Source organism: Nocardia amamiensis NBRC 102102 (assembly GCF_001612745.1).
Lineage (GTDB): Bacteria > Actinomycetota > Actinomycetes > Mycobacteriales > Mycobacteriaceae > Nocardia > Nocardia amamiensis.
In genome coordinates this window covers 1-25,010 of record NZ_BDBA01000142.1, presented here as the reverse complement: position 1 = coordinate 25,010, position 25,010 = coordinate 1, and the positions used below count along the sequence as shown (strand labels likewise).

23 protein-coding genes and 3 pseudogenes are annotated in these 25,010 nt (G+C 65.4%); 18 read left to right on the top strand and 8 right to left on the bottom strand.

Annotated elements, in window-relative coordinates; translation table 11 throughout:
• The first annotated feature begins 17 nt into the window (after positions 1-17).
• Positions 18-581, top strand: coding sequence for a transglycosylase SLT domain-containing protein (locus tag NA4_RS24735; RefSeq protein ID WP_067474630.1), 564 nt, complete (start codon positions 18-20; stop codon positions 579-581).
• Between the two features lie 163 nt (positions 582-744).
• On the opposite strand, the gene NA4_RS24730 is transcribed toward NA4_RS24735, so the two are convergent.
• A complete protein-coding gene (locus NA4_RS24730) occupies positions 745-1,959 on the bottom strand; it encodes a helix-turn-helix domain-containing protein (RefSeq protein ID WP_281180063.1) in 1,215 nt (404 codons plus the stop codon).
• A gap of 738 nt (positions 1,960-2,697) precedes the next feature.
• Between NA4_RS24730 and NA4_RS24725 the strand changes: the two genes are divergently transcribed.
• The 4 genes from NA4_RS24725 to NA4_RS24710 all read left to right on the top strand — a co-directional run bounded on the left by NA4_RS24725 (position 2,698) and on the right by NA4_RS24710 (position 5,754).
• On the top strand, positions 2,698-3,351 hold the full coding sequence (locus tag NA4_RS24725; protein WP_067474623.1) for a hypothetical protein: 654 nt from the start codon (positions 2,698-2,700) through the stop codon (positions 3,349-3,351).
• A 79-nt stretch (positions 3,352-3,430) separates the two neighbouring features.
• A complete protein-coding gene (locus tag NA4_RS24720) occupies positions 3,431-4,510 on the top strand; it encodes a saccharopine dehydrogenase family protein (RefSeq protein WP_174552986.1) in 1,080 nt (359 codons plus the stop codon).
• The gene (locus NA4_RS24715) at positions 4,507-5,118 is read left to right on the top strand and encodes a TetR/AcrR family transcriptional regulator (protein ID WP_067474620.1); all 612 of its coding nucleotides are present in this window, start codon (positions 4,507-4,509) and stop codon (positions 5,116-5,118) included. Before NA4_RS24720 ends, NA4_RS24715 begins: the two co-directional genes overlap by 4 nt.
• A 156-nt stretch (positions 5,119-5,274) precedes the next feature.
• Positions 5,275-5,754, top strand: a complete 480-nt coding sequence (locus NA4_RS24710) for a hypothetical protein (RefSeq protein ID WP_157129282.1) — start codon at positions 5,275-5,277, stop codon at positions 5,752-5,754.
• Positions 5,755-5,783: 29 nt separating this feature from the next.
• Here the strand turns inward: NA4_RS24710 and ggh are convergent, their stop codons facing one another.
• The 5 genes from ggh to NA4_RS24685 form a co-directional block, all read right to left on the bottom strand.
• Entirely contained in the window at positions 5,784-7,145 is a 1,362-nt protein-coding gene (ggh, locus tag NA4_RS24705; protein ID WP_245671573.1) for a glucosylglycerate hydrolase, read from the bottom strand.
• Complete coding sequence (locus tag NA4_RS24700; protein WP_067474614.1) at positions 7,142-8,227, bottom strand: ABC transporter ATP-binding protein; 1,086 nt, start codon at positions 8,225-8,227, stop codon at positions 7,142-7,144. Before NA4_RS24700 ends, ggh begins: the two co-directional genes overlap by 4 nt.
• 13 nt (positions 8,228-8,240) lie before the next feature.
• Positions 8,241-9,104, bottom strand: coding sequence for a carbohydrate ABC transporter permease (locus NA4_RS24695; RefSeq protein WP_067474611.1), 864 nt, complete (start codon positions 9,102-9,104; stop codon positions 8,241-8,243).
• Between the two features lie 205 nt (positions 9,105-9,309).
• Positions 9,310-10,155, bottom strand: coding sequence for a carbohydrate ABC transporter permease (locus tag NA4_RS24690; RefSeq protein ID WP_084497415.1), 846 nt, complete (start codon positions 10,153-10,155; stop codon positions 9,310-9,312).
• A gap of 2 nt (positions 10,156-10,157) precedes the next feature.
• On the bottom strand, positions 10,158-11,468 hold the full coding sequence (locus NA4_RS24685; RefSeq protein ID WP_067474609.1) for an ABC transporter substrate-binding protein: 1,311 nt from the start codon (positions 11,466-11,468) through the stop codon (positions 10,158-10,160).
• Between the two features lie 81 nt (positions 11,469-11,549).
• Here NA4_RS24685 and NA4_RS24680 point away from each other — a divergent pair, with 81 nt between their 5' ends.
• The 7 genes and pseudogenes from NA4_RS24680 to NA4_RS44050 form a co-directional block, all read left to right on the top strand.
• Entirely contained in the window at positions 11,550-12,722 is a 1,173-nt protein-coding gene (locus tag NA4_RS24680; protein ID WP_067474607.1) for an ROK family protein, read from the top strand.
• A gap of 391 nt (positions 12,723-13,113) precedes the next feature.
• On the top strand, positions 13,114-13,623 hold the full coding sequence (locus NA4_RS24675) for a YbaB/EbfC family nucleoid-associated protein (RefSeq protein ID WP_067474605.1): 510 nt from the start codon (positions 13,114-13,116) through the stop codon (positions 13,621-13,623).
• Between the two features lie 149 nt (positions 13,624-13,772).
• Positions 13,773-14,084, top strand: a complete 312-nt coding sequence (locus NA4_RS24670) for a hypothetical protein (protein WP_067474602.1) — start codon at positions 13,773-13,775, stop codon at positions 14,082-14,084.
• A gap of 341 nt (positions 14,085-14,425) precedes the next feature.
• Positions 14,426-15,919 carry a WXG100 family type VII secretion target gene (locus NA4_RS24665; RefSeq protein ID WP_157129281.1) on the top strand — a complete coding sequence of 498 codons (1,494 nt, stop codon included), beginning with the start codon at positions 14,426-14,428 and terminating at the stop codon, positions 15,917-15,919.
• A 22-nt stretch (positions 15,920-15,941) separates the two neighbouring features.
• The gene (locus NA4_RS24660) at positions 15,942-16,304 is read left to right on the top strand and encodes a hypothetical protein (RefSeq protein ID WP_067474595.1); all 363 of its coding nucleotides are present in this window, start codon (positions 15,942-15,944) and stop codon (positions 16,302-16,304) included.
• A gap of 58 nt (positions 16,305-16,362) precedes the next feature.
• A complete protein-coding gene (locus NA4_RS24655; RefSeq protein ID WP_067474591.1) occupies positions 16,363-16,677 on the top strand; it encodes a WXG100 family type VII secretion target in 315 nt (104 codons plus the stop codon).
• Positions 16,677-17,060 (top strand): annotated as a pseudogene (locus NA4_RS44050) (WXG100-like domain-containing protein); the annotation flags it as partial. The gene NA4_RS24655 and the pseudogene NA4_RS44050, both read left to right, overlap by 1 nt.
• Before the next feature lie 1,175 nt (positions 17,061-18,235).
• On the opposite strand, the gene NA4_RS42215 reads toward NA4_RS44050, so the two are convergent.
• Complete coding sequence (locus NA4_RS42215; RefSeq protein WP_218022398.1) at positions 18,236-18,811, bottom strand: hypothetical protein; 576 nt, start codon at positions 18,809-18,811, stop codon at positions 18,236-18,238.
• Positions 18,812-19,058: 247 nt separating this feature from the next.
• On the bottom strand, positions 19,059-19,343 hold the full coding sequence (locus tag NA4_RS42210; protein WP_218022397.1) for a hypothetical protein: 285 nt from the start codon (positions 19,341-19,343) through the stop codon (positions 19,059-19,061).
• A gap of 61 nt (positions 19,344-19,404) precedes the next feature.
• Here NA4_RS42210 and NA4_RS42205 point away from each other — a divergent pair, with 61 nt between their 5' ends.
• The 6 genes and pseudogenes from NA4_RS42205 to NA4_RS42785 all read left to right on the top strand — a co-directional run.
• Positions 19,405-19,635, top strand: coding sequence for a hypothetical protein (locus tag NA4_RS42205; RefSeq protein WP_067474576.1), 231 nt, complete (start codon positions 19,405-19,407; stop codon positions 19,633-19,635).
• Positions 19,636-20,616: 981 nt separating this feature from the next.
• Positions 20,617-20,856, top strand: coding sequence for a hypothetical protein (locus NA4_RS42200; protein WP_218022396.1), 240 nt, complete (start codon positions 20,617-20,619; stop codon positions 20,854-20,856).
• A gap of 92 nt (positions 20,857-20,948) precedes the next feature.
• Positions 20,949-22,502, top strand: a pseudogene (locus NA4_RS43770) (toxin glutamine deamidase domain-containing protein); the annotation flags it as partial.
• A gap of 145 nt (positions 22,503-22,647) precedes the next feature.
• On the top strand, positions 22,648-23,175 hold the full coding sequence (locus NA4_RS42790; protein WP_067474558.1) for an SUKH-4 family immunity protein: 528 nt from the start codon (positions 22,648-22,650) through the stop codon (positions 23,173-23,175).
• A 308-nt stretch (positions 23,176-23,483) separates the two neighbouring features.
• Positions 23,484-23,603: pseudogene (locus NA4_RS43765) on the top strand (HNH endonuclease); the annotation flags it as partial.
• 282 nt (positions 23,604-23,885) lie between these two features.
• A partial coding sequence (locus NA4_RS42785; RefSeq protein ID WP_245671571.1) for a hypothetical protein occupies positions 23,886-25,010 on the top strand: 1,125 nt, incomplete at its 3' end.

Below are 25,010 nucleotides of genomic sequence, written 5' to 3'. Positions count from 1 at the left end.
AAGGAACTGATTTCGCAATGCCTGAGTCACGCCTTTCTCTTTTCCGCCACCTGTCGCTTCGGAACGGTGCCGTCCTCGCGGCCGCGATCGGCATCGCCGCCCTCGGAGCCTCCACCGGGGTGGCGGTGGCCGATGACAGCGTTCCGTCACGTGTCGCGACGGTCGCCGACATCCCAGGCCTGCCTGGACTACCCCCGCTGCCTGCGCTGCCCGCGCTGCCGCAGCTGGGTGTCGTGCCCCCGCCGGCGCCCCCGATCTACGAGAACAACCTCGACGGCTGGATTCGCCAGTCTCTCGACGTCATGCGCGTGCACAACATTCCGGGTAGCTACGACAGCATCCATCGCAACATCATGCGCGAATCCGGCGGCAACCCCCGGGCCATCAACAATTGGGACTCCAACGCCGCCAAAGGAACCCCCTCCAAAGGCCTGCTCCAGGTGATCGACCCGACCTTCAACGCGTACCACGTCGACGGCACCCCCTTCGACATCTGGGACCCGGTCGCCAACATCACCGCCGCATGCAACTACGCGGCGCATCGCTACGGTTCGATCGATAACGTCAACGGACCATACTAGCCTCGGCCGCATCCGGTGCAGCGCCTCCTCGTCTCGACGACGGGGAGGCGCTGTCGTTTCCCGGTGCGACACGGCTCCACCAGGATTGCCCCGACTGTCCTGTGATGCTGAGCCGTCGCGAGCCGCTCGGGACGCGTAGCGGCTATCGGGTGGATGCGAGGCGTCAGACCCGTGCCGCGCGTCGCGCCAAGAACTTCCGAACTTCGGGAACCCCGGTGTGAGTACGAACTGAGTTGGCGACGGCGTCGATTCGCTGCTGCAAGCGCGTGGAGGCGAGTCCGGTGATGGTGTCGTAGTTGTCGGCCAGCAGTGAGCATGCTCGCGCGACATCACCGGCGTTGACGAAGTTGCGTGCAAGGTTGAGCTGCCCCGCCGCGCGCTCTCTCGGCCAAGCCGACGAGCCATCGATAGCGGCTTGCATATGGGTGGTCGCTGCCTCGTACTCGCCCGCCCACATCTGGGCTTTCCCGGCGACGAGGTTGAGCTCGGATTCGGGTACGAATACCCATTCCGGATCATGCCCCCGAGTGGACTCATAAGCGCGGAATGCTCGGCTCATCGCCGCCGTCATCGCGGCCTTGTCTCCACGTGCGCCATGAGCTTCAGCTTCTCGAATCGCCATCAATGCCCGTAGTTTCGGCCCGCCCTCCCGAAGAGATGCCTGTGCCGCAGCCTGCGCATACTGCGCCGCCAAGGGATTCCTCCGCATTTCTCCGGGCAGGCTGATCATGAGGCAACTGGCGTTCCCCAGCGCATGCGCCGCCGCGATCCCGTCACCCGCCGCATTCGCGGCGTTCGCCGCCTCCACGTAGTACCGCCGCGCCGCATCCAGGCGACCTGCGTCGTAATGCACCCACCCGGCGGCCGTCATCATCTCGGCGGCGGCGCTGGTGAGCGCCCGCCCGACCGCTTCGGTGTAGCTGCCGTGGTCGAGAAGCTGTTCAACGTAACGAACTTGGTTGGCCGCCACCCGGCACAATCGGTCGCCACCCACCACCAAATCCAGTTCGTGGATCTGGTTCACGCTCTCAGTGATGGCATCGACATCGCTCGCTCCGACTTTCACGCTGGATGCTGATGCGGCTCTCGAAGGGACGGTTGCCGACATCATCGCGGCCCCCGCACTCCCTAATACCCCTGCTCTGAAGAAGTTGCGACGGTCCACATCTGCCTCCTGGTCCGACTCCACTACCAGTATGGCAAGCGGAACCCCAAGTGCACGGGCCACAAGCCGCAGAACGCGAACATCATGCGAGGCAGGGCCACCGCGCTCCAACCCGGAGACAGCAGGCTGCGAGAAGTTGATCAGCGCACCCAACTCGGCCTGGGTCATGCCGAGGGACTTCCTGACCCGCCGGATGACCTCCCCGGTCGTCATATGCATAGCCAGCATCCCCCGATTGATGGTTGATTTCCCCTGAGCATCCGCCCCGAGAGCGGCGGCATCCGCAGGATATACGCCTCATCCGATAGCCGAAACCGAAACCGAAATCTGCGCTCCCACCTGGTTTCTCGTGACTACCGAAGCAAAGTACAACAACCACACGCTTACTAGAGGTTGGTATGTGAAAAATACATCATGCGGATTCTCGATCCCACCGCGCATCGCCGACCTTCCGTACACGCTCTCCGGGCCGGTCGCGCAAGCACATGAGGACGCAGTGATCGCGGTAGCGCGGCTCGAGGCGGTCTACGGCCAGCACCTGGCGCCACTGGCCGACTTCCTGGTGCGTAGCGAGTCCGTAGCGTCATCGAAGGTCGAACAGATCGACGCAGGCTGGCGCGCATTCGGCAAAGCCGCAGCCGGAGGCAGGGCAATCGGATCTGGGCGGCAACCGACGTGCTCGCCGAACTCGACGCTCTCAGCGCCGCGATCGGCAGACGGACCACCCACAACAGGTAGGCGGCATGCACCCATGATGCGCGGGCCTGGCGACTGAGCCCACGAGCGTCCGTCGGCGCTGGTGGCATCGATACTCCCGTCAGTGACAACAAGCACACGCGCGGAAGCACATACGCTTGCGACATGTCCCGCTGGAGCACACACGGCAGCAAGAGTGGCTACACGGGATCAGCTCAGAGCGAGAACGAAAGACTCGCGGCGACAACACTTTCCATGGGCCACACGCAACTGGAAATCGCCAGCGCGCGCAGTTTCGGCTCGCCCTTGGAGGCCCACAACGAAGCACCTTCAGCCCCGCGTGCAGACCGAAATACCGAGGCAAATGCCGAATTGCCCTGCGAGGCAGCGAAAGACCTACCGGATACGGCGAAATCCCAAGGGCAAGAAGGCGATCACGTACACCGATCGGGCACGGCTGCGCTGATCGGGCTCTGTATCGGCGTGGTGCTTCTGGTGGTCTCCGGTTGCCTGCTCGTCGACCGTTCCACCGTACAGGCGGCGCCGACTACTTCGCTTCGCACCAGCGCGCCACCGAGCACCACGGCGCCGCCGAGCACAACGGCGCCACCCACTACCGCGCCCGCGCCACCGCCCGTACGCGTTCCACCTGCCGCCAGGCTGGGCATCGGCGTGGCGGTCGGGAAGGTCGTCGCCAACGACGGTACGACACTCGTAGTCAAGAATCTGACCGGCAGCAGCGTCAAGGTCCGCAGCAACACGGCTACCAAGCTGTACGTCCTGGCTGCCACCCGGGCGGCCGACATACGGGTCGGCACCGTCATCGCCGTCTACGGACAGAGTCAATCCGATCGGTCGATCCTGGCCAGTGTCATCGCGGGCGTCTGGATCAACGCCTCCGCCAAGTGATTTCGCCTCGGAGGCGGGACTAGAACCTCTCGCGCACTTACACCTCACATTTTTAGGTCATTTGACCTATATTGAGAGTGTGAACGACGATCTCCAGTTCGATGCGCAAGGCCCGGTTCTTCTGGTCGGCGGATACGGGACGGTTGGTGCCGAGGTGGCGCGGATGGCCGCGGCCTCGCTGCCGCTGCTGCTCACCGGCCGGTCCGTGGAACGCGGCCGGGATCTGGCGGCGGAGACCGGTGCGGCGCTGCGGGTATGGGATCTGGCGGATCCGGTTCCCTTTCGAGCGGGTGTGCGAGCGGTCGCGGGGCTGGTCAATGATCCCGATGACCGGGTTCTGCGGGCGGCGATCGCGGGCGGGGTACCGTTCGTGGACATCACGCGCTGGACCAGCCGGTTGCAACGCGCTGCGACCGTTGCCTCCATGCTCGGTCCGACCGCGCCGGTGCTGCTGTCGTCGGCGTGGATGGGCGGTGTCGTCAGCCTCGTCGCCGCCTATCTCGCCGACCAGGTCGGCGGTGCGGACACCGTCGAAGTGGCGGTCCGTTGGGACCTGCGGGACCGAGCCGGAGCCGACTCGGTGGAGTTCATGGACCGGCTCGGGCTGGATTACGAGGTGGTCGAGGGCGGGCAGCGGCGTACTGTGATGCCGCTCAGTGATGTTCGTCGAACCCGCATCGGTGACAACGTCACGCGGGTGGCGCGCATCGACACGCCGGAACAGTTCACACTGCCTTTGACACTCGGCGCCACCACCGCGGTGACCCGGATCGGCTTCAGTTCTGCCGCATCCACTTCCGCGTTGCTCGCGGTCAAGCGAATCGGGTTCTTCCGCTGGGGGCGTGGCGACTGCTTCGCCGCCACGCGGCGGACGCTGCTGTATGCGCCGGGTGACGGCGGCATCGCCGAGCTCCGCGTCGATGTCACCCACGGCGGACTCACCCGTACCGCCGTCGTCACCGACCCGGCCGGACAAGCCCACCTCACAGCCGTGGGCGCACTGCTCGGCATTCGCCGAGTTCTGGGGCTGGACGGAGCACCCACCTCTCCCGGTGTGAGCTTCCCCGAGCAGACACCGGCGCCCTCCGAGGTTCCGGCCATGCTGGCGAACCACGGTGTGCTGATCGACACCGTTGCCGACACCGGCAGGGCCGCATGAGCCAGCCGCCCCGCGCCGCCCGTACCACCAAGGGAACCAAACGCCGCAGCGGTCTGCTCGACATCGCGGAACGGATCCTCGTCGAATCCGGACACGGCGAACTGACCATGCGCGCCGTCGCATCCGCCGCCGAGATACGGCTGGGCCATCTGCAGTACTACTTTCCGAACCGCGGCGATTTGGTCACCGCTGTACTGAACCGCGCCCTCGAACAATCCCTGCAACGCCTGACCCCGCTGCTGACAGCCAGCCAACCCGTCGCCGATTTGATCCGGATGCTGCTCGCTGAGCAGGACGACCCACGACTCGTCCGCATCTACACCGAAGTATGGGCGCTCGCCGCCCGCGACGAATCGATAGCCGAAGCGGTGCGCGACTTCTACCAGACCTACCAAGAACAAGTCACGCACGTCATCCGGACACGGAATCCCGCAATCTCCGACGATATCTGCCGCACGAACGCACGCCTCTTTACGATGCTCATCGAAGGCGCGGCATTGTTCCGCTCCGGTATCGCCGACCATGCCGACCCAGCAACGGACAACGCGCTGATCGCAACGGCCGCAGCCATGCTGGCACCACAGACCGCCACGGCGCAGAGCCACTGAACCAAGCCGCCTCCGACCAATGTGACAGAACCGCATCCCGCGCCTCGATTCGGTGTTCGCCGGCGCGTGCCGATGTCCGGTTCCCCTGGTCACCGCCATAGAGTTCGATCGCGGGTATCGCCGAGTGAGAATCAGGCGCTGGATCACGGTGAAGAGATGAGGAGTCCACCAATCGACACATCACGTGAGCACGGTGTACCGGCCGAGCGCGGGCAGCACGCCGCCACTGCGCCCGGTTTCGCGGTCTTGACGAGTTCCGTCCTCGGTGTGGCGGTTCTCTTGTGCGTCCATTTCGACCGGACTCCGGTCATCGGGAGCTTGACCCTTGCCGATCAGCTCATTTGCCTGGTGATCGGCGGGATTGTGCTGAGCGCCTCCCTGCTGGTCTGGGCGATCAAGACGCTGTACCTGGTCGGTAGGGAGCATCGGTGGTCCTGGAAGGTCATCGCTGTGCCGGCGGTTGTTCTCGCCGGGGTGGTGGCCGGATTGATGTTTCGGCCTGCGAGCTTCGACTCCGAACGCCCGGAAATGGAAGAAGGCGCGGTCGAGACGCTGCGCGCGGATGGGCCGAATACCCGCCGAGACCTGAACCTCAGCGGGCTCGACGCAGCCACCGTTCGCGGTGCCGAGAGCTGACCGGCCCCTGCGCCGCAGCCGATCCCGGCTCACCACACCCCGCACAGCCAATCGAGCACCACCGCGGCGGTCCACGACTGGTTCGCGCTGCCCAGCGGCTTGCCGGTGAACGGCTCGTAGTATTCACCGAACGAGCCGTCCGACACCAAGTGCACGCCCTGGGCGCGGAACTCGCTGGCGTGCCGGGGCCAGTCGCGCTGCTCGAACGCCCAGCCGAACAGCCAGGTGATCACCGGCCACTGCGGACCACGCCAATAACAGCGCGCATCGAACTCCGGAGACGAGGGCGACACCGACGGCGGCACCGCGGCGAGCAGGTGTGGATTGCCCGACCAGTCCGGGCCGTCCAAGGTGGACATGAGCCGCTTCTCGACGTCGGCGGGCAGGCCGCCGCACAGCAGCGGCGCGAACCCGGCGATGGACTCGGTGCCGAGCCACCGGTCGTGCCGGATATCGCGGTCGCGGGCCATGCCGGTCTCGGGATGCACACTGCCTGCGACTGCTTCCCGCGCCCGCGCCGCCCAGGCACGCAGTTCGCCGATGTGGCCGGACTCAGCGCCGAGGTCTTCGCCTAGCCCGGCGAGGGTATCGCTGGCCACGGCGAACACCGCGGTGGTGAACACGTCGCCCACCAGGAAGCTCGACCTGCGCACAACCTCGTCGGGGTGGTATTTCACCCGCTTCATCTGCTCGATGAGCCACAGGTACCGGTCGTACTCTTCCGCGCTCGGCCGCTCGCTCGCGTCGTTGACCTGCAGCAGGTCCAGGCGCGTGTAGGGCGGAAGGTCCGGTCCGGGGACGACGCCCGCGTAGGGCTCGTCCCAGCGGGGCGAGTTGTCCATGCCGGACTCCCACCCGTGCACGATCGATACCAGGCCGCTCGCGTCGGGCATACGGTGTCGCACGAGCCAGCGATGCCAGCGATACAGCGCGGGCCAAGCGTGCCGCGCGAACCGTTCGGCCAGCTCCGCGTCAGCTTGCGAGGTCTTGCGTGCGATCTCGACGATGCGGCGCAGGGCGATCGCGTGCACCGGCGGCTGGCAGATACCGGACGTGCGAACGCCGGACGGCGCCTGGGGCGCGGAGTCGGTGCCCCAGCGGCCCGGGCCCGGAAAGTAGTCGCTGTGGTCGGTGAAGACGATGTGCGGGATCATCCCGTCGGCCCACTGGGCGGCCAGCAGCGTATTCAGCTCCGTGACAGCACGGTTCACGTCCAAGTAGGCCAGTCCGATCGAGATGAACGCCGCGTCCCAGCTCCACATGTGCGGATAGAGCTTGGGCGCCGCGGTGACCAGGCTGCCGGTGTCGTTGTCCCGCAGGACCAGCGTGGCCCGGGCGACCAGCCGGGCGGGCTCGAAATGGATATCGCGGTCGCCCGCGGCGGTGATCACTCGACCTCCAGCAGCAATCCGGTCTCCGGGTCGTACCAGCGGCATGCCTCCGGCGGCACGCGCAAGCGCAACGTGCCGCCCTCGGCCCGGAAGCCGGGCGGCGCTTGCACTTTCACTGTCTGCCCGCTGATGTCGGTGGTCAGCAGAGTCGACGAGCCGAGCGGTTCGAGTACGTGGAGCTCGCCGCGCACCGTCCCGTCCGCGGGGCCGTCGTCCACCGCGATGGCCTCCGGGCGGATACCGAGCCGGAGCGTCCCGCCTTCGAACGACGACAGCGCCGCAGGCACGGCGAGGAACTGCCCACCCAGGTCGATGCGCGGCCCCTCGTCTCCCGCCGCGACCGCGCCGGTGAGGAAGTTCATCGGCGGGCTACCGAGGAAACCGCCGACGAATTCCGTGGCGGGGTCGTCGTAGACCTCGGTGGGCGGGCCGCACTGGGCGATCGCCCCGTCGCGCATCACGGCGACGCGGTTGCCGAGCGACAGCGCCTCGATCTGGTCATGGGTGACGTAGATCGTGGTGGTGCCGAGTTCCGCGACGAGTTTCTTCAGCTCCGCCCGGAACGAAAGCCGCAGCAGCGCATCGAGATTGGACAGCGGCTCGTCCATGAGCAGCACGTCGGCGTCCATCACGATCGCCCGCGCCACCGCGACGCGCTGACGCTGCCCGCCGGACAATCGCGCCGGGTACCGGTCCAGGTACGGCGTGAGCTGCAACAGCTCGGCGGCCCAGGCGACCTTGCGGCGGATATCGTCGGCCGGCACGCCGTGCACCCGCAGACCGAAGCCGATATTGTCGGCGACCTTCTTGTTCGGGAACACCGCGTAGGACTGGAACACCATCGACAGGTTGCGCCGCCGCGGTTCGAGATAGGTGACGTCCTTGCCGCCGATCACGATCTGCCCCGAGTCGGGCAGCTCCAATCCGGCGATCATGCGCAGCAAGGTCGTCTTGCCGCAGCCGGACGGCCCGAGCAGCACCATGAACTCGCCGTCGGAGATCTCCAGCGAGACCTCGTCGGTGGCGCGCGCTGTGCCGCCGGGATAGGTCTTCACCAGATCCCGTACCACCACTTCAGCCATCAGCGAACCCCTGTCATCTGAGCGTCGTCCCCCACATGTTCACCAAGTAGCGCCGCATCACGAAGATGAACAGCAGCGCCGGGATGATCAATGCGAAACCGCCTGCGAAGCGGTACGCGGTCGACGCCTCGTCCAGCGCCGTGAGCACCTGCGCGGGCAGCGTGCGGTGCCCGAGTGTCACGATCGTCGCGCCGAGGATCTCGTTCCACGACAAGACGAAGGTGAAGATCGACGACGCGGCCAGGCCAGGCAGCGCGAGCGGCACCACGATCTTGCGCGCGGCCTGCCAGCGGGTGCAGCCGAAAACCCGCGCGGCCTCCTCCAGATCGGGCGGCACCGCGACGAAGATGCTCGCCGTGATCAGCACGGTGGTCGGCAACGCGAGCGTGGTGTGCACCAACGTCACGGCGAACACCGTGTCGTAGACGTCGATCCGCAGGAACATCGTGGCGAGCGGCACCGACAGCACCACGATCGGCAGCGCCCGCACGAAGAGGATGAAGACCTGATACGCGTCTTTGCCACGGAATGCGTGCCGCGCCAGCGCATACCCCGCCGGCGCGCCGATCACCAGCGACCAGAAGACGGTGTAGAGGCCGACGAGTACCGAGTTACCCAGTGCCGGAACGGTTCCGGTTGCGCGGAAGAACGCGACCAATGTCTCGGTAGAGAAATCCGTGGGAATCAATGGCTTCGGGAACGTGTTGAGCGCCTCGCGCGAGGACACCGCAGCGAGTCCGATGAGGACGATCGGCAGCGCCATGAACAGGGTCACGGCGATGCAGGCGATTTGCACCCAGATTCCGCGCCAGCGGCGCCTTCGCAGCGGTGCGAGGTCGATAGGGGGCAATTCCCGCGGCGGCTCGGTCCGGGTCATCGCGATTCCTGTGTTCTGCCGGGGTTTCCCCACTCTGTTGCCCCGATGAGTGCGGTGCGAGCGCGTCTCACCGCGCCACCTGTCCTGCAAGAGTTCCCGCAGCGGGTCGACCCGATCAGTGCTACACGAGCGCGTCTCACCGCGCCCCCTTCCCTGGGGAAGTCCCCGCAGCCCGTCGACCTGATCGGCGCTACATGATCGCGTCTCACCGCGCCTCCTCCGGCTGCCGGACCGTCCGCAGGTAGAACACCGCGGTGGCGAGCGAGATCGCCAGGACGATCAGCGAGACAGCGCTGGCGACCGCGGGGTTCTGCAAGTTCGCGTACCACTCATAGGTCTCACCGACGAGCAGCGGAAAGTCACGCCCGGTCAATGCCTGCGCGACAGCGAACGCCTGCAGCGCGAGGATCGTCCGCAGGATCAGTGCGACCTGGAGACTCGGTCCGAGCAGCGGCAGCGTCACGTGCCGCAGCCGCTGCCAGAAGTTCGCGCCGAACACCTGCGCGGCCTCGTCGTAGTCGCGCGGAATCATCTGCACGCCCGCCACCACGATCACGAACACCAGGGACGTCGCACGCCAGATCTCGGCGATCACCACCGCGAGCAGCATGGTGCCGGTGTTCTGGTAGCTGAGCCACTGCACACCGTCGTCGGAAAGCCCGAGGCCGACGAGCAGTGAATTCAAGTAGCCGCGGTTGTCGAATATCGACAGCCACACCAGGCCCGCGGCCAGCTCGGAGATGGCGAGCGGCAGGCACCACAGATAGAAGTGGCCGCCCGCGAATCGCGGCCGTGCCTGCATGAGCAGCGCCATGCCGACCGCGAGCACCAACTGGATCGGCACGACGATCACGATCAGCAGGAGCGTGTTGCGCAGGGCGCTGAAGATATAGGGATCGTCGAACAATCGCTCCCAGTTGGCCAGCGAGAAGCCGTCGTCACCGCGGAATGCCTCCAGCACGCCCTGTCCGAGTGGCCAGCCGAACAGCGCCAGCATGAGCACGATCGAGGGCAAGAGCAGGATCCACGGAGAGCGCAGTCGCGACATCATGGTCAGCCCACCCGGCAGAGGTCGGCGGCCGGGTCGGGAGCCCAGCACGGCACTCTCAGGTCGTCGAGGATGCCCTGGAGCACCCGTGCCTGCTGATCCAGGGTGGCTCGAATATCGGCTCGGTCGAGCACGATCGAGCGGAAACTGTCCTTGAACACCTTGCTCACCTCACCTTCGCGCTGGCCGAGACCCACCGGTGGCAGCGAGAGAATGGCGCCGGGCGCTTCCTGCTGGCGGCGCACCGCGTCGGCCTCGAGTTGGACTGCCGGTGGCAGGTCGTCCGGGGTCGCCGTGTCGATCGAGGGGAAGAAGCCGTTCGAACGCAGCAGCCGGAGTTGGGTTTCCGGGCGGGTGAGCGCACTGATCGTCCGCTGCGCGAGTTCGGGGTCCGAACTGCCCTTGGGAACGGCGAGTCCGGCGATCACCGCCATGTAGCCGAGACCGTGCGCCCCGCGTGGGGCGGGCAACATCCGCCAGTTCTGGGGGTCGCGTTCCGGCGCGTCGACAAGGCGGACGACGTGGTCCCACGCCACGCGCACCTCGCCGCTGTCGAGCGGCTCCTGCATGAAGTCGTAGTTGGTGCTCGGCGGTGCGCAATTGGCCCACAGCTCACGGAAGTACTGCCACGCCGTTACGGCCTCGTTCGAGCGAAAGGTGGTGATCTGTCCGCCGGTGAACGAGGGCAGCAGGAAGCCTTGTGTGAACCGGTGCAGCAGGCCCTTCGGGCCCGCGGGCAGGCCGAGCATGGGACGGTTGCCGTTCGCGCGTCGCGCGGCGACGGCCCAGTCGAGGAACTGGTCATAGGTCAGCGATGTGGCGTCGACGCCGGACGGTAGGTGCTCGAGCGCATCAGCGTGCGCGGCAAGGACGTAACTCGCGGTGGCCCAAGGGATGTACCACGTGCGATCGGTGCCGACCCTGGCGAGTGTCAGGTAATCGGCGGACCAGCCTCGGTCGCCGAGATCGGCGAGCAGGCCGGTGAGGTCTTGCAGGTAGCCATCGGCGAGCGGGGCGATGTCGCCGTGCAGACCGCCGAGCAGGCCGATCTGCGTCGATCCCGCGTCGACCTGGCTGCGCACCTGGCTGGAGAACGGGCTCTCCTCGATGGTCACGTACCCCACGCCGGGTGCGGTGTCGGCGAGCAGGTCGCGGAACCGCTCGGCCTCGTCGGCGGGACGGAATTGGGTGGACAGGAAGATCATGCCGCCGTTGCCGCTGGTGGGGAAGCCGGTGCAGGCCGCGGCGGATAGTGCCGCCGCGCCGGCGCCCGCCGCGCGCAAGAAGGATCTGCGCGTCACACCGGGTACCACCATGCATGGCTCCTAGTCGGGCACAATGCGATTCGAACTTTTGTCAGTTTGGTTAACGTAAGTCCGCTGGGGGATATTGTCAATATGCCCGCGCCAACCTCCACGCCGTCGAGCCCCACCTCACCGGGACATGTGCTCGCCCTGCTGCGCGCCGCGGGCCCGCTGACGCGGCTGGAACTGCAGGAACGTGCGGGACTGTCCAGGGTGACGCTGGTCGAGCGGCTGGATGTGCTCCGCGCTCTCCGCCTGATTCGCCAAGCGGGGCACCGGGAATCGAGCGGCGGACGGCGTGCCGAAGTGCTCGAGGTCGACGACACCGGCCGCACCGCGCTGGTCGCCGACCTCGGACAGAGCCACGCGACACTGGCGGTCGTCGACCTGCGCGGGACGGTATTCGCGCGCGAGGACCATCGGCTCGCCCTGCGCCACAGTCCACGGGAGATCGTGCCGATGCTGCTCGACGCGGGGCGGAAACTCTTGCGACAGACCGGGCGAGCGGACACCCTCTGCGCGATGGCGCTGTCGGTGCCCGGACAGATCGATCATGAACGCGGCGTCACCGTCGCGCCGCCGACCATGCCGGACTGGAACGGCGCGCCGCTGCGCGAGCCGTTCGCCGACGCGCTCGGCGTCCCCGTTCTGCTGGAGAACGACGCAAATGCGTTGGCGTTCGGTGACTTCTGCGCGCTCGGCCGTCCCCGCGCGACACTCGTCGGCGTCAAAGTCGGCACCGGAATCGGTGCGGGCGTGGTGATCTCCGGACGAGTCCACCGGGGCGAGAGCGGCTCCGCCGGCGAAATCGGGCACATGCGGATCGAGGGCAGCCAGCAGCGTTGCAGCTGCGGCCGCCGAGGGTGCGTCGCAGCCAGCGCCAGCGGGCAAGCGCTCGCCCGCGAACTGCGACCACTCGGTGTGCGCACGGTAGACGATGTCGTCCGGCTCGTCGGCGACGGCAGACCGGACGCGATCCGGTCGACCGAAAAAGCCGGGCGACTCGTCGGCACCGTGGTCGCGACGATGGTGTCGATCGTGAACCCGACCTACGTCCGCGTCGGCGGCGCCATCGGCGTGCTACCACCGTTCCTCGAAGGTCTGCGACGCACCGTCGAGTCGAACGCGCACTCCAGCGCACTGCGCAACCTCGACATCGGCCCATCACAGCTCGGCGAGAACGGCGCGTTCGTCGGGTTGGCCGGCCTGGTCGCCGACGAGATGCTGTCCCCGGAAACGGTGGACGCGATGGTTGCCGCACGGTAGAACCCCGGTTCCAGTGGGATGCACATGCGCTTCGATTCAAGCCTCATAGCTGCAACGAAACGCGAGTACACCTACAGCCCAAAACGTTTCGCCGTTATCCCGCGGTGCGGCAGAGGCGCATTCGCACCCCGTTCGCTCGCGCATGTGCCGAACATGCCGATGCCCCCGGATCGGCGAGGACCGGCCGGTCCGCGGCGGATCCGCGTACGGTACCCAGCAAACCCAAGCAGCGCACCTGGATCCGGTCATCGGCAATCACACGCACGGGTGGGCACTTGCAGTTGCTGCATTGGCACAGCCGATGATGGGATCTGACATTTGATGGAACCGATCGCCGGACTGCTGCGTCAGATTCAGCAACGGACCGAATTCTCGGAAGTGGGGTTTGCAGGTGGAGGACAGTGGACGCGACGCGACGCGGGAACGCAACGAGGCGTTACGCGACCAAGTCGATTCGCTGCTGGAGATCCTCGAGCAACAGCGCAGTGACTTGGCCGAGGCGCAGTCCACGCTCGCGAACACCACGGTCACGGCGTGGTCGGCGAACAACCTGATCCGCGTGGTCAGCAATGCCGCTGGTGTTCCGGTGGAAGTCCACGTCGAGCCGGAGGCGTTCAAGCGTTCCACCCCGGAGAAGCTCGGCCACTCCATCACCGAGGCCGTCCAGGCCGCCGCGCGATTGGCGCTGGAGGCGACCCAACAGGCCGTCGCACCTGTCCAAGCGTCAGCAGGGGGAATTCCTGACCTCTCCGATCTGGTGCCCGGCGCCCCGAGCATCCGTGACCTGGTGCGCACGATGTTCCCTGAACCTGCAGCCGCACAGGACGAGCCCGCAGCACTGGATGAGGAATCCGAGGACGAGTACTACCGCAACCGCTCCTACCTGCGGGACCGCCCGTGACTCATTCGAAAAGCGCCGTCACCCTCGGCCAGGCTGTGTCCAACCAGTGTTCGGTTCGCCGAACTGCTGCCGTATCTGACATGATCTTGAAATCGACCCACTCGTGATGGGTCCGCTTTCTGTGTGGAACCGGAAGTTAGGGAGGGGCCGTGCATTTCATTCCCGAATCGATGCTGGGTATGGCGCAGGCGATCGACCCCGCCGTCGCTGCGACGCAGGGGCACGCAACGCAGATCGCTGGCGCCGGGTTCGAGCCGACTCATGCCGGTCAGGACTACGTGGATCAAGGCCGGAGGCTCGCGGCAGGTATCGAAGGGATCGTCACGATGTTGCAATCGTGGTCGGAAGCTTCCGATGCGGCGGCAGCGGCTCTGCGGCAGGCGGTGACGATGAATGTGACCACTGACCAGGAAAACAGTGCCCAGATCACGGCGGCCACCGACCAGCTGGGACCGGCGTGACGAATCCTCAGCAGTACGAAAGGCAGTATCAAGCCGGCCTGGACAAGGCGCACCAGGATCTCGAACGCTTCCTCCGGGAGGACGGCAGCAACGTCTTCGACAAGCCGATCTGGAACGACCATCCGATACTCGCCGGTCCGGGTGTCAACGAGTTGCTGGATCAGGCTGCCCCAGGGCTGGAGTGGTTCCGGCTGGCACTGGTGCGGTATCACCGTGTGTGGGACGTGTTGAAGTTGCCGGGATTCGACAGCATCGTCGTGGAACCGCTGAGCATCGACGGTGCGGCGATCGGTGGCGAGCGCATCGACACCACCAGAAATCCGGACGGCGAGCAAGGCGAGATGCGCCGCCTGGAGGGCACTTACTACGACCAGCAGCGCAGTATGAATCTCGACAGCTTGCGCAGGCTGGCGGTCGCGTTCAACGGTGCCTCCGCCGGCACCGATTCCCACCCCAGCACGACCGACATCACGACCAATCTGGCCGGTGTGAAAAATGCTGTGCCAGAGGCATGGCAGGGCAAGGCCGGGGGTGCCGCGCAGGACTATCTGGCCGGATTCCATGCGCACGCCGATCAGCAGAGCCAGTACCTGCAAGCGGTTGCGGCAGCGTTGAACGGTTTGCCGGACGTGCTTCTGCAGATCGTCGAGGACAAGGCGAATTTCATCGCCGGATTCGACAGCTCCCAGTGTCCGGTCGCGGGGCACGCCATGCGACTGGGCGGCGCCGAAGACCCGGTGAGCAACATCATCTCCGTGGCGGCGGAAGACACCACGTGGGGATATCTCTACGGTGAGACGAACCAACGAGCAGCCGACCAGTTCCACATGACCGGCGTCGGACCCGGAACCAGTGCGGGCTCCCAGAAGATCCGGGATGCCTGTAAACAATGGCTGACCGATCATTTCGGTCCAGCGGTACGGGAGGCGTTCAAAGCCTTCGTTCACCAGTGCGTGCTTGCCGATCACTACATTCGCCGCGCGTATCAGCCGGTGATGGACCTGCTGGACAATCACAACCCACAGCCATTTCCCAAGCCACAAGACCAGCAGAATCCCCAGCCACAGAACCAGCCGACGTCGACGTCGCCCGCGAGCGTCACCAGTACCAGCCCAGCCGGGGTCAACCCGACCACGCCGTCGAATACCAACCCCACACCGCAGGCTCCGGCTCCGGTCAATTCGACTGCATCGCAGCCTAATCCGTTGCAGACCCTGGCCAGCCTTGCCAGCCAGGCGGGACAGGTCGTGCAGCAGGGCGTCAGCCAGTTGCACAACGCGGTACAACAAGGATTGAGCGGGCTCGGCAGCGACACCCCCGACTCCGGATCACCGATTGCCGATCCGAGCGCAGCGCCGGGCTCGAAGACACTGGCGAAGTTCGACATCGGCGACGAAAGTATCGCGGTGACACAAATGCCGGACGGTACTGTCACGGCAACTGTCACCGGCCCTGATGGAACGTCGCAACAGTATTCGATGGGAATCAAGGACGGTGTACCGTTCTTCACCCTCAGCGGGGAATCGCCGAACGCGCCCGCCCCCGCCGCCACTTCTCCGGCCATGAACCCGGGAACCGACGATGTGCCGACAGCAGAGCCTGCGCCGGACACGCAGCCAGATGCTGAACGAACATCGCACGTCACAACGTCGGATACGCCATCCAGTTCCCTCGTAGGCGGACCGCAGGCGACCGCCTTCGAACCTGAGCTAGCGCTGGCAGGACCGCTGACGAGTGACGCAGCACCAGTGGCTCAGCACATCGAAACGGGTGCCGAAGCTCCGGCGGACCCGATGCAGCAGCCTGTGTCCGCGGCTCTGCGGAACGACGGGTGAAGATCGACATGGGGGACCAGAAATGAATTACGCAGCCGAGATGGATCGAATCGTCGCCGAGTACACGGCAGCCTCACGCTCGGTGATCAATCGTTTTCTCGACACCGACGCGCGGACAACGCGAAGCGGCGCAGAGCTGTTCGAGACCCTCCGGCATGAATTGGTCGAACGCGAAGAGCAGAACCAAGAGAGCCCGGAGGAAAGACAGGCCCGTGAGGCCCGTGCGGAACACGATCGAATGCTGCGCGCGGCCGCCGACCGGGCGAGGACCGCTGCGCCCAAGCGCACGCACGGCCGGGACGATTACGTCCTGCCCTCCGATTGGACCGATGAGGACGAGGCCAGGGCGGAGGGCTACGGCCCACCGAAGTCATGGCTGATCTAAGAGTTCGAGCTGGTGCTATGGCGAACTACCGCAACCACTCCTACCCCCAGGACCGCCCGTGACCAACTTCCGTGTCGACCCGGAAGCGCTGCGCGCTACCCGACCAGGCTTCGTCAACGTCGCCGACAAGATCGCCGCCGCGGCGGCCAACCTGCGACGGGTCATCGAGGCCGAGGGCGAGTGCTGGGGTTCGGACAAGATCGGCCAGAATTTCGCCAAGGACTACACCCCTGATGTCCCCAAAGCGTTGACCAGTGTCGAGAACCTCGGCAAGACGATGAACAACCTGGGCGAAAGCATGGTCGCCATCGCGAACACGCTGCAAAACCGCGACCAGACCAACGCTTCTCAGATCGACCAGATCCAGACCTGATGGGCATCGAAATCCCCGGGTGGCTGCAATTGGCCGCCCAATGGGTCGTCGGTGCGGGTGATTGGCCCGACGGCGACGAGACCGCGATGCGGCGGGTGGCCGACGCCTGGTCGGGGATGTCGGCTGCGCTGAACGAGCTCGATGACGACGCCGCGCACACGATGTCTCTAGCACTGGCAGCGATCGACGGAAAGACGCATGACGCGATCGCCGCCCACTGGGACAAGCTGGCAGGTAAGGAAGGCGCCTGGCAGGCACTGGTCAAATACATCGACAAAATGGCCGACCAAATCGGCGATGGCGCAGCAGATATCGAGCACACCAAGCTCGTCATCATCGGCGCGATGGTCATCTTCGCTATCGAGGTGGCGCCGCTGCTGGCGACCGCGTGGACCGGGTTCGGCGCAGCAGGCGTGGTCGCTCTGCGGGTGGCCACCCAAGTCACCATCCGCATGGCGATCAAACAACTGATCGCCCGCATGCTCACCCGCGCCGCAGCCAAAGCCGCCGCCCGCGTGGCCCTGCTCGGCGCCATCAACGAGGCACTGGAGGAAGGCGGCCTCGAAATCGGCGTCAAAATCTTCCAGCTCGCCGACGGGCGGCGCGACGAGGTCACACTTCGAGACTGGAAAGACGCCGGAATCGCAGCCCTCGCAGGCGCAGCCGGTGGCGCGGTCGGCGGCGGGCTCGGCCGCAGCGGCCTGCTGTCCGGGGTCGACGACGTCGCCACCAGCCGCCTCGGCCGAGCCACCATCGCCGCCACCACCGAAACAGCAACCGGCATCGCGGGTGAAACCGCCGCGGCGGCAACAGTCGCCGCCCTCACTGACCAACCCTTCCAACTCACCCTCGAAAGCATCACATCCTCCGCCGCACAAGGCGTCCCACACGGACTCCATTCCGCCGCCGGAACCCGCCCCACCGACACCGATTCCGACACAGCGCCACCCGACATAGCCGACCCCGGCCCGACCCCATCCGTTCCCAGCGACAGCCAACCCACACAAAGCGACACCGACGAACAAGCCCAGCCGAGCAGCACCCAGCCGGAACCCGAAGCAACCCAACCCGCGAGCGCGCACGCCAACGGGACCGACAGTGACTCCCCCACGTCGAATCCCGTGGAGAACAACACCACGCCTGCCCCGACAAACTCGACACAGACCCAAAACGCTGCGGCTCCCACGAGCGAGGTCGGCACCGAGAACTCCAGTCTCTCCTTGCCCTCGCCCGACAGCGCCGATCCGGTCTCGGATAACCCGCAACCACAGACTCAGGCCGCTACCCCTGTCAGCGCCGAGGCAATCCCGTCACACGCCAGCAGCCCATCCGATAGCACCAGCAGCACAGCGAATTCGGATCAGGGCTCGCCCACGCTCAGCAGCAACCAGGCGACATCACTCAACGACATTGCGCCCACCGTCTCCGCGGAGCAAGATCCGACCGGAACCGCGACGACTTCGCCCACTCCTGCGGCACCATCGCACATTCCGAGCGAAATAGGCGGACAACCCACCGCCCCATCGAACCCTGTGCCCGCTGCCCACGATGCCGTCGATCAATCCGGCTCGCAGCCCAGCATCCAGAACCAGTCGAGCGTCGACAATTCGCCGCCCAGCGTTGACCAGGCCGCCCCGGCACCAGGCCAGCGCGTAGAGGCGGCAACCACACCGGACACCGCAACACCGAGCACGACCAGCCCCCTTGCCACAGCACCGCCTTCGACGCATACGCCCCGACCGGATGCCCAGGCGAATTCGCCAACGGACACTGTCACCTCCAGCGCTGTGACAACGGCATCTCCAGCGGCCGTGCCACCCAGCACACTCGCCGGAACCTTCGCGCACACTACCGACGCGAGCCAGCGCCCGAGCGCCCCCACTCCCGACCCCGCAACACCAGTCGGTCCATCGCAGTCCGCACCCGTCGCCACACCTCGGCCCGACCAGACCACGCGCCCGACAGCTCCGCCACAATCGGTCTCCCCGGTCGTCTCGCCGCCGACCGCGACCAGCGGGCCCGGCAGCACCAGCGCCCCACCAGCAGACCTCGTCAACCGCGCAAGTCCACCCGATCGTGCATCATCGGTCGGCACCGCGTCTCCGGCACCCATCTCCGACCGTGCCGCGGCCACCGTCACTCCTCGACGGGAGGAGACGTCGGATGCGGCACCGCCCAGTCGACCCGCCGACCCGAGTACTCGCCGACAGTCGGACACGGACGATCCGGGCCCCACGAGTCCCGAGTCGATGTCGCATTCTGGCGGCGCCGTGCGTCCACGCGACGACTTCGCAGCGTTCGACTGGGCGGAAGACGCGTACGGCCATTTCCGCCGCGACGATCATGACATCGACGACATCGCGCGCACACTCGATGAACATCTACGCGTCGACGGCTCGCATTTCACCCGCGACGATGTGGAGCAGATCAAGAACCACCTGTTCCGCGAAGAACACCCCATCGTCGACTACGACGGCAACCTGATTCACCGCAGGTTCGACGCCGATCCGGACATCGCCGAGGCATGGATCCGGCTGCGCGCCGGCAATCCACTGCCCGCCGATATCGTTTTGCTCGAACACGAGCTGGCCGAGTCCACCTATTTGCGTGCTCATCCGGAATCGACGTATCAGGACGCACACGCACACGCGAATCTCGACCACCACTGGTCCAACGACATACCGCCACGAACCGGCGAACGCTACGACACCCTGTGGGGACGACACGATGGCACTGCTGATCTACTACAACCAGACCAGGGACAACCCGAGCGAAGTGGAGTACCAGTTCGGGGAGACGAGGGACAACCTCGACCGCACACTGATCATCGACAAGACGAGCAACACCGTCCACACGGACCAACCGGAGGACGGGATCTTCCGAGCGACCGCAGGACAGATCATGGTCCGGGCCAGACGCGAGAAGCAGTGGCCCCAGAACGGCGTGATCGCCTCGTAACCGACCAGAGCGATCCGCGCGAAACACACACGCATCCGGACACTCCCCATCCGCAGGAGTCCGACCGTGGACCGGCTCCACATGCCGCGCAACGAACCGAAAACCCGTCCACCACAGCCACACCGCCGCACGTGGGCGACCGGAATCAGACGACGCGGCACCCGGCACCTGACCGCACAGTCGGCGAAACCGCCACCGACAATCGGCCGCAAAGTCCGTCACGGCCGCCAGACCCCGGCGCCTTCTTCCGTCGGCGTCGCCGCAGCGGTGCGGACACGCCACGGCGTGGCGACTCGTGGGATCAGGCGATGCGCGAGCTCGCCGCGTCCACGGCACCACAACCGGAGTCTTCGGCGCGCCGGGGAACGGCGCCAGTCGAGGACCGGCCCTACTACGCCAACCCCGACTTCCGCGACCGTGACGCGGCAGACGAGTACGCACGCAATCATCCGAACTACTTGCACGAGGTCGCGGGAATACGCGCGAGGGCGGTCCACGACCATCCCGAAGTTGCTCGGTTGACCGACGCCGAGATCGCGGCCATCCGGCACAATCAGTTCCTGTCGTTGAACGAGCGCGTCAACCGAGCCACTCGGGACGGCGATACCAGAGCACTCGAGGAATACGATGCGGCAATCCGCGCTCTGGTCGGCGCATACAACGCGTTGCCCGACCACCACGGCGTGGTCTATCGCTCGCTGTATATCGCCGATCCCGTTCTGCTGCAGAGGTTTCTCGACGAGTACCAGATCGGGAATACACCACCGGACCGGGGCTTCGCTTCCTCGGACAAAGAGTCGTCCATGCCGGGCGGGAATATCGAACTCATCATCGAATCCCGGCACGGTAAGGACATCTCGTGGGCCAGCGGCCAGCAGGACGAAGTCGTCTTCCCACCTGGCCACCGCTTCCGCGTCGACAACCGTACATTCGAAAATGGCAAGCACATCATCTATCTCACCGATCTCGGAAGGAATCCTGATGGCCATCAGTCCAGAGGAAATGGAACGGATAGCACGAGAGGCCCTCGGTCCTACGCTGAAGCAAGAGAGCTCGGATCCCGAGATTCGGGAACGCGTGGCACGCAACATGGCCGCTTGGCGAGAGAAGGAAGCGAAGGGCCGACGCCCAGCCACCGAGGAGCAGATCAAGATCTGGCAAGCCTGGGGCGAATCGGAACTGAGGCGGATCGATCGGGAACGAGGCGAGACGACGGAGTAAGCCGGGAAGCAGAGCAGACCCGACCTTATTCCCGCGGGGAGCAGCGGAGCCCGCATCCGACGAACAGGTCCGCTGATCCACGGTTGCCGTCGATGCCACCGCATGCGGAGTCGGCTCCGCCGATGTGGGCTCACCAGGATCCCAACTACATCGCCAATTCCCATCGTCTGCCCGATTGGTGGCCGCGCGCTGAGCATTCGGTGCCGCCGCATGCACCGGAAACACGCACACCGGTGGCTGATCTGTCATCGATGCGGGCCCCTGAATCACTCCCCCCGCCTCCACATCTCGCGCCCCCACCAACACACGGAGCGCAACCACGCCCGCTCACCTCGCCACCGCAACCGCATCCCACCCACTTCACGCCCGCGCCGCACGACCAGGGACGCCCCGGGCCTTACCAACGCCAACAGCCGGAGCACACCACCGGTAACCGCGAGCCGAGACAACGCCCCGACCCGCGCTTCGAACCGAACACAGGTTCGGAACCACGGCGTCAGGACCCACATAATCCTGTGCCACCGCATGATCCGCACAGCCCAGCACGCCGGACCGAGCTACCCGATCAGCGCCGTCCGGTAGACCCGGAAACACAGCGGGCACTCGAGACACGCAACGCACGAGAGAACTACCGACGCCGAGCACCCGAAGACAATCGAGTCATCGCGGTGCGGCCGGACCGGACAACCGGCGTCCCCGCCTACGAGATGCGCCGGTATGCCGAAGGACCCGAGCATGTCGCCGTAGTCAGCGTGCGGGTCCACCTCGAAGCCGGCGCGCACATCTCCCCGCAGGAGATGCGGAATCTGATCGAAAACGCGCACCTGGCAACAGACCGCGCCTTCAACTACGGCCGCCGACTGCTCAACCGTGACTGGCTGATGGTCGACGTCGTCTTCACCAACGACCCATCCACCGCACACCTGTCCGTCAACGTCGACCGCGGCACGGGCGACCCGAGAACCTGGCACCCACAAGACCGCCCCGAAACGCTCGCCAACCGCGTGCGCGAGCATCTGGGCCTGCCAGCAGATAGCCAGAATCCGACCATCCGTCCGGAAGACCTGCGGCAGATCAGCAACGACATCGCCGCCGCAAACACCCCCGCCAGGTTCACCGGTCTGCCCGACACTCGCGTCATCGACCACAATCAGCTCACCAACCTGGAAGACCCGATCTACCAGGCGATGGTCGAGGATTCTCTGCGTGAGGGCGATCGCTTCACAATCGGCGCCGACCCACGTACCCACCCGTACGGGCGGTTGATCAACGACGGCGGACCCGGATTTCCCGGGCGCGGCACCAACTGCCTCGATAGTGCCCTGGCAGCGCTGTCGTCGTTCTTCGGCAATCCGCAGGTGTCGCTGCCCCGCTATCCGGACCGGCTTCCCGACGGAACCATCGACCGGACGAGCGGCGAACGCAATGGCATACAGCGCGCCACCGACTGGCTCGGCGGCGACTGGCAAAACCACTCCGGCATGCCGGTTCCGGACCAATTCATGGCGCTGCACAATCAGATCAGCGCGCTCGGCCCCGGATCCGCGGCCCTGGTCGTCAACGAGTGGCATGCCCGCGACCCCAACACGAACGCGCTGCGGTACAACCAGGACGGGACGCCGGTCATCGACGGCACCCATGCCACAGTCATCGTCTACCCGCCCGGCGCAAGCGGCCCGGTCTGGTGGGACCCACAGCAGGGCACATTCTCGGACGGACCGCCCGCCAACATGATTCACAACTCCACCGGGTTGTGGTCGATGCCGATTCCACCGAATCAAGGAGTGAACCGTGCCGGAATTCCGAACCAGGGAGCAAGTGGAGCAGTATCTGGCACAGATCTTCAGTCCCGACCAGGAGTATCGGATCTACCAGTTCGAGCACGGCTGGGTCTGTCGGCCGATCCTGACACCCCAGCAGACGGCGAACGGGCAGGGACTGGGCTTGGGGAACTACGTGGTGAACGCCAAGACAGGAGTAGTGACAGCCCACGCCAGCCTCGCGCCGACGATGATCGGGGAGATGTACGACGAGGCGATCCGCAACGGCCAACCGGTACAGGGCTACCAGGTGTATCCCCCACAGTGGCGAGTGACAATCGAACGGACACGGGAAGACTCGCAGGAGATCGAGTACCTGCTTCGAGCGACATCACTGACCGAGCCGCCGGAACCGAGCATCGAACACCAACTCGTGATCAACAAGCACACCCTGCGGTTCAGTCCGACGGACAGCACGTCGGCGAACGCAGTGTCCTGGGCCGAGATGCGCAACCGGACGGACGGGACTTGGCCTCAACACGGGACGTTCGAGTTCTAGACGACCCCACTGACCGCCACGGCCGAGCAGCCCCTGTACCAACCGCCGCGCAGGTCACCTCGCCGAATACGCACGGGCACGTACCCCGGACCCCAGCCCGTGACTCGGCGCCTGCCGACCCAGGGAGCTCACGAGATCGTTCTGAGATACTTCCGCCCCGCAGAGACATAACCGGGCCGAATGGCGAGCCGATATTTGACATACCTCATGGTTCGAATTTCGGGCCCGGCGCGAACCGGCCGGTGCCCGAAAGCATTCGCGCAGCATTCAATATCGGCGTGAACGCCGATCCGAGTAAACCTCCGCCAATGTGTTCGTATTGTAGGACGGATCACGCGACATCCGTTGATCATGTCATACCTCGAAAGCGCGGCGGTGACCACTCACCAGAAAACTGGGCGCCGGCGTGTACCCACTGCAACTCTTCAAAGAACGACGGCGTTGTACCTTTGAGGCCACCTGAAAACTTCGAAGGAGTTTATCCTCCACGCTGGTGGCCCGAATCTTTGCGGGCCGCACATCCCGACAAGCCCAGGAGTTACTATCCACGCATCGAAGAACGGGTTCTCGTTGAGCTGAACCGGGCAAAGCAAAATCTACTGAGCCGAGTCGACAGCAGAGCGCGAGAGTACGCGGAATCACAGGGAATTACTGGCAAGTGGCGTATTCGGAAAATCGCGGAGCGTGAGCGCCAGGAAATTGAAAACGACATGGCGAAGTTCGAGCAGAGCGTGATCGATTTGATTCGCTGGGAAGGGTTCAACCCTCATCACTATGAGGCATGGATGGGCGATGGCGAGAAGATACACATCGATGTGAAGCGCGGGTATCTGCAGTACGAGCGAATGACGTTTATTCGCGCCGACAGGCCGGACGATGGAATCTTGACCAAAGCGTATTCTCCTGAACACGCCGTTGCGTACATTCTTCAAAACGCAGAGCACACAGTCAGCGTCAAGCATCTCGAGGCGGATGCACTTGACAGACTCGAGTCCGGGCGCGCAGCAATTCTTGTAACGAGCGAAGCGGACGCTCTGGCGTTCGGTCTCGGACACGACGTACGACCGTGGGCACCTGACGATGATAGCGTTCTTGCGGAAAGGCTAGCAGAACGCGCCAACTTATCACCAGCAGTAGGTCAACCTGCATCCCAAAAGCCGGACTCGGCAGTACCTCCACGTGTTCCGCCGCCAGCGATGTGGGATCCGAACGAGCGAGCGGAAATGACACTCGCCGGCCGCGAAGACGCGAGGAATGAATCGGCCCGTGATCGTCAGGAGCGCAAGGAGGCAATCGAGGATCGCGAACTGGAACGCAAACAGCGTAGGCCGAAAGCACGTGATGAATTCGACCGACTGATGGACGCTCGTCAGCTCGCACGCGATGATCTCGAGAGGAAACTGGACGTCCGCGAACATAATCGAGACCTGCGAGAGCGGAATGGACGCACCCCCGAAGAATTCGCACGCGATCAGCAAGAACGCGAATGGGACGAACAGTTAAGAGCCAACTTGCAGCGGGAATGGCTTCGAGACGAACGCGCACGAGCTCGCTACGACCGCATGGCGAGCGGGCAGGAAACCCCAGAGCGAGTGCACGAACTAGACGAACGCATACGGCAGCTGGACGAAATAGAAGCACTACTCGATCGAAACGAGCTTGCTCGGCTCGAGCGCGAGCGTGGGCTGGCCCAAGAGGGGCGCAGTCTCGACGCTGAGGATTTGCGTCAGAAGGAACTCGATGACCGTGTGCGTGTGATTCTCGAGACTAGCCGGGCTCGCGTGATGCATGTGGCGGAGTTGGGTATCGAGGCTCCTGGGCGCGTAAAAGAGCTG

Excerpts from the sequence above, each read along its gene's own strand:
- NA4_RS24735 (WP_067474630.1), top strand. The coding sequence starts at position 18 with ATGCCTGAGTCACGCCTTTCTCTTTTCCGCCACCTGTCGCTTCGGAAC.
- NA4_RS24660 (WP_067474595.1), top strand. The coding sequence starts at position 15,942 with ATGAATTACGCAGCCGAGATGGATCGAATCGTCGCCGAGTACACGGCA.
- NA4_RS42200 (WP_218022396.1), top strand. The coding sequence starts at position 20,617 with ATGGCCATCAGTCCAGAGGAAATGGAACGGATAGCACGAGAGGCCCTC.
- NA4_RS24680 (WP_067474607.1), top strand. The coding sequence starts at position 11,550 with ATGCCCGCGCCAACCTCCACGCCGTCGAGCCCCACCTCACCGGGACAT.
- NA4_RS24730 (WP_281180063.1), bottom strand. The coding sequence starts at position 1,959 with ATGACGACCGGGGAGGTCATCCGGCGGGTCAGGAAGTCCCTCGGCATG.
- NA4_RS24695 (WP_067474611.1), bottom strand. The coding sequence starts at position 9,104 with ATGACCCGGACCGAGCCGCCGCGGGAATTGCCCCCTATCGACCTCGCA.
- NA4_RS24700 (WP_067474614.1), bottom strand. The coding sequence starts at position 8,227 with ATGGCTGAAGTGGTGGTACGGGATCTGGTGAAGACCTATCCCGGCGGC.
- NA4_RS24685 (WP_067474609.1), bottom strand. The coding sequence starts at position 11,468 with ATGGTGGTACCCGGTGTGACGCGCAGATCCTTCTTGCGCGCGGCGGGC.
- NA4_RS24725 (WP_067474623.1), top strand. The coding sequence starts at position 2,698 with ATGGGCCACACGCAACTGGAAATCGCCAGCGCGCGCAGTTTCGGCTCG.
- NA4_RS24690 (WP_084497415.1), bottom strand. The coding sequence starts at position 10,155 with ATGATGTCGCGACTGCGCTCTCCGTGGATCCTGCTCTTGCCCTCGATC.
- NA4_RS24665 (WP_157129281.1), top strand. The coding sequence starts at position 14,426 with ATGCGCCGCCTGGAGGGCACTTACTACGACCAGCAGCGCAGTATGAAT.
- NA4_RS42205 (WP_067474576.1), top strand. The coding sequence starts at position 19,405 with ATGGCACTGCTGATCTACTACAACCAGACCAGGGACAACCCGAGCGAA.
- NA4_RS24715 (WP_067474620.1), top strand. The coding sequence starts at position 4,507 with ATGAGCCAGCCGCCCCGCGCCGCCCGTACCACCAAGGGAACCAAACGC.
- NA4_RS24710 (WP_157129282.1), top strand. The coding sequence starts at position 5,275 with ATGAGGAGTCCACCAATCGACACATCACGTGAGCACGGTGTACCGGCC.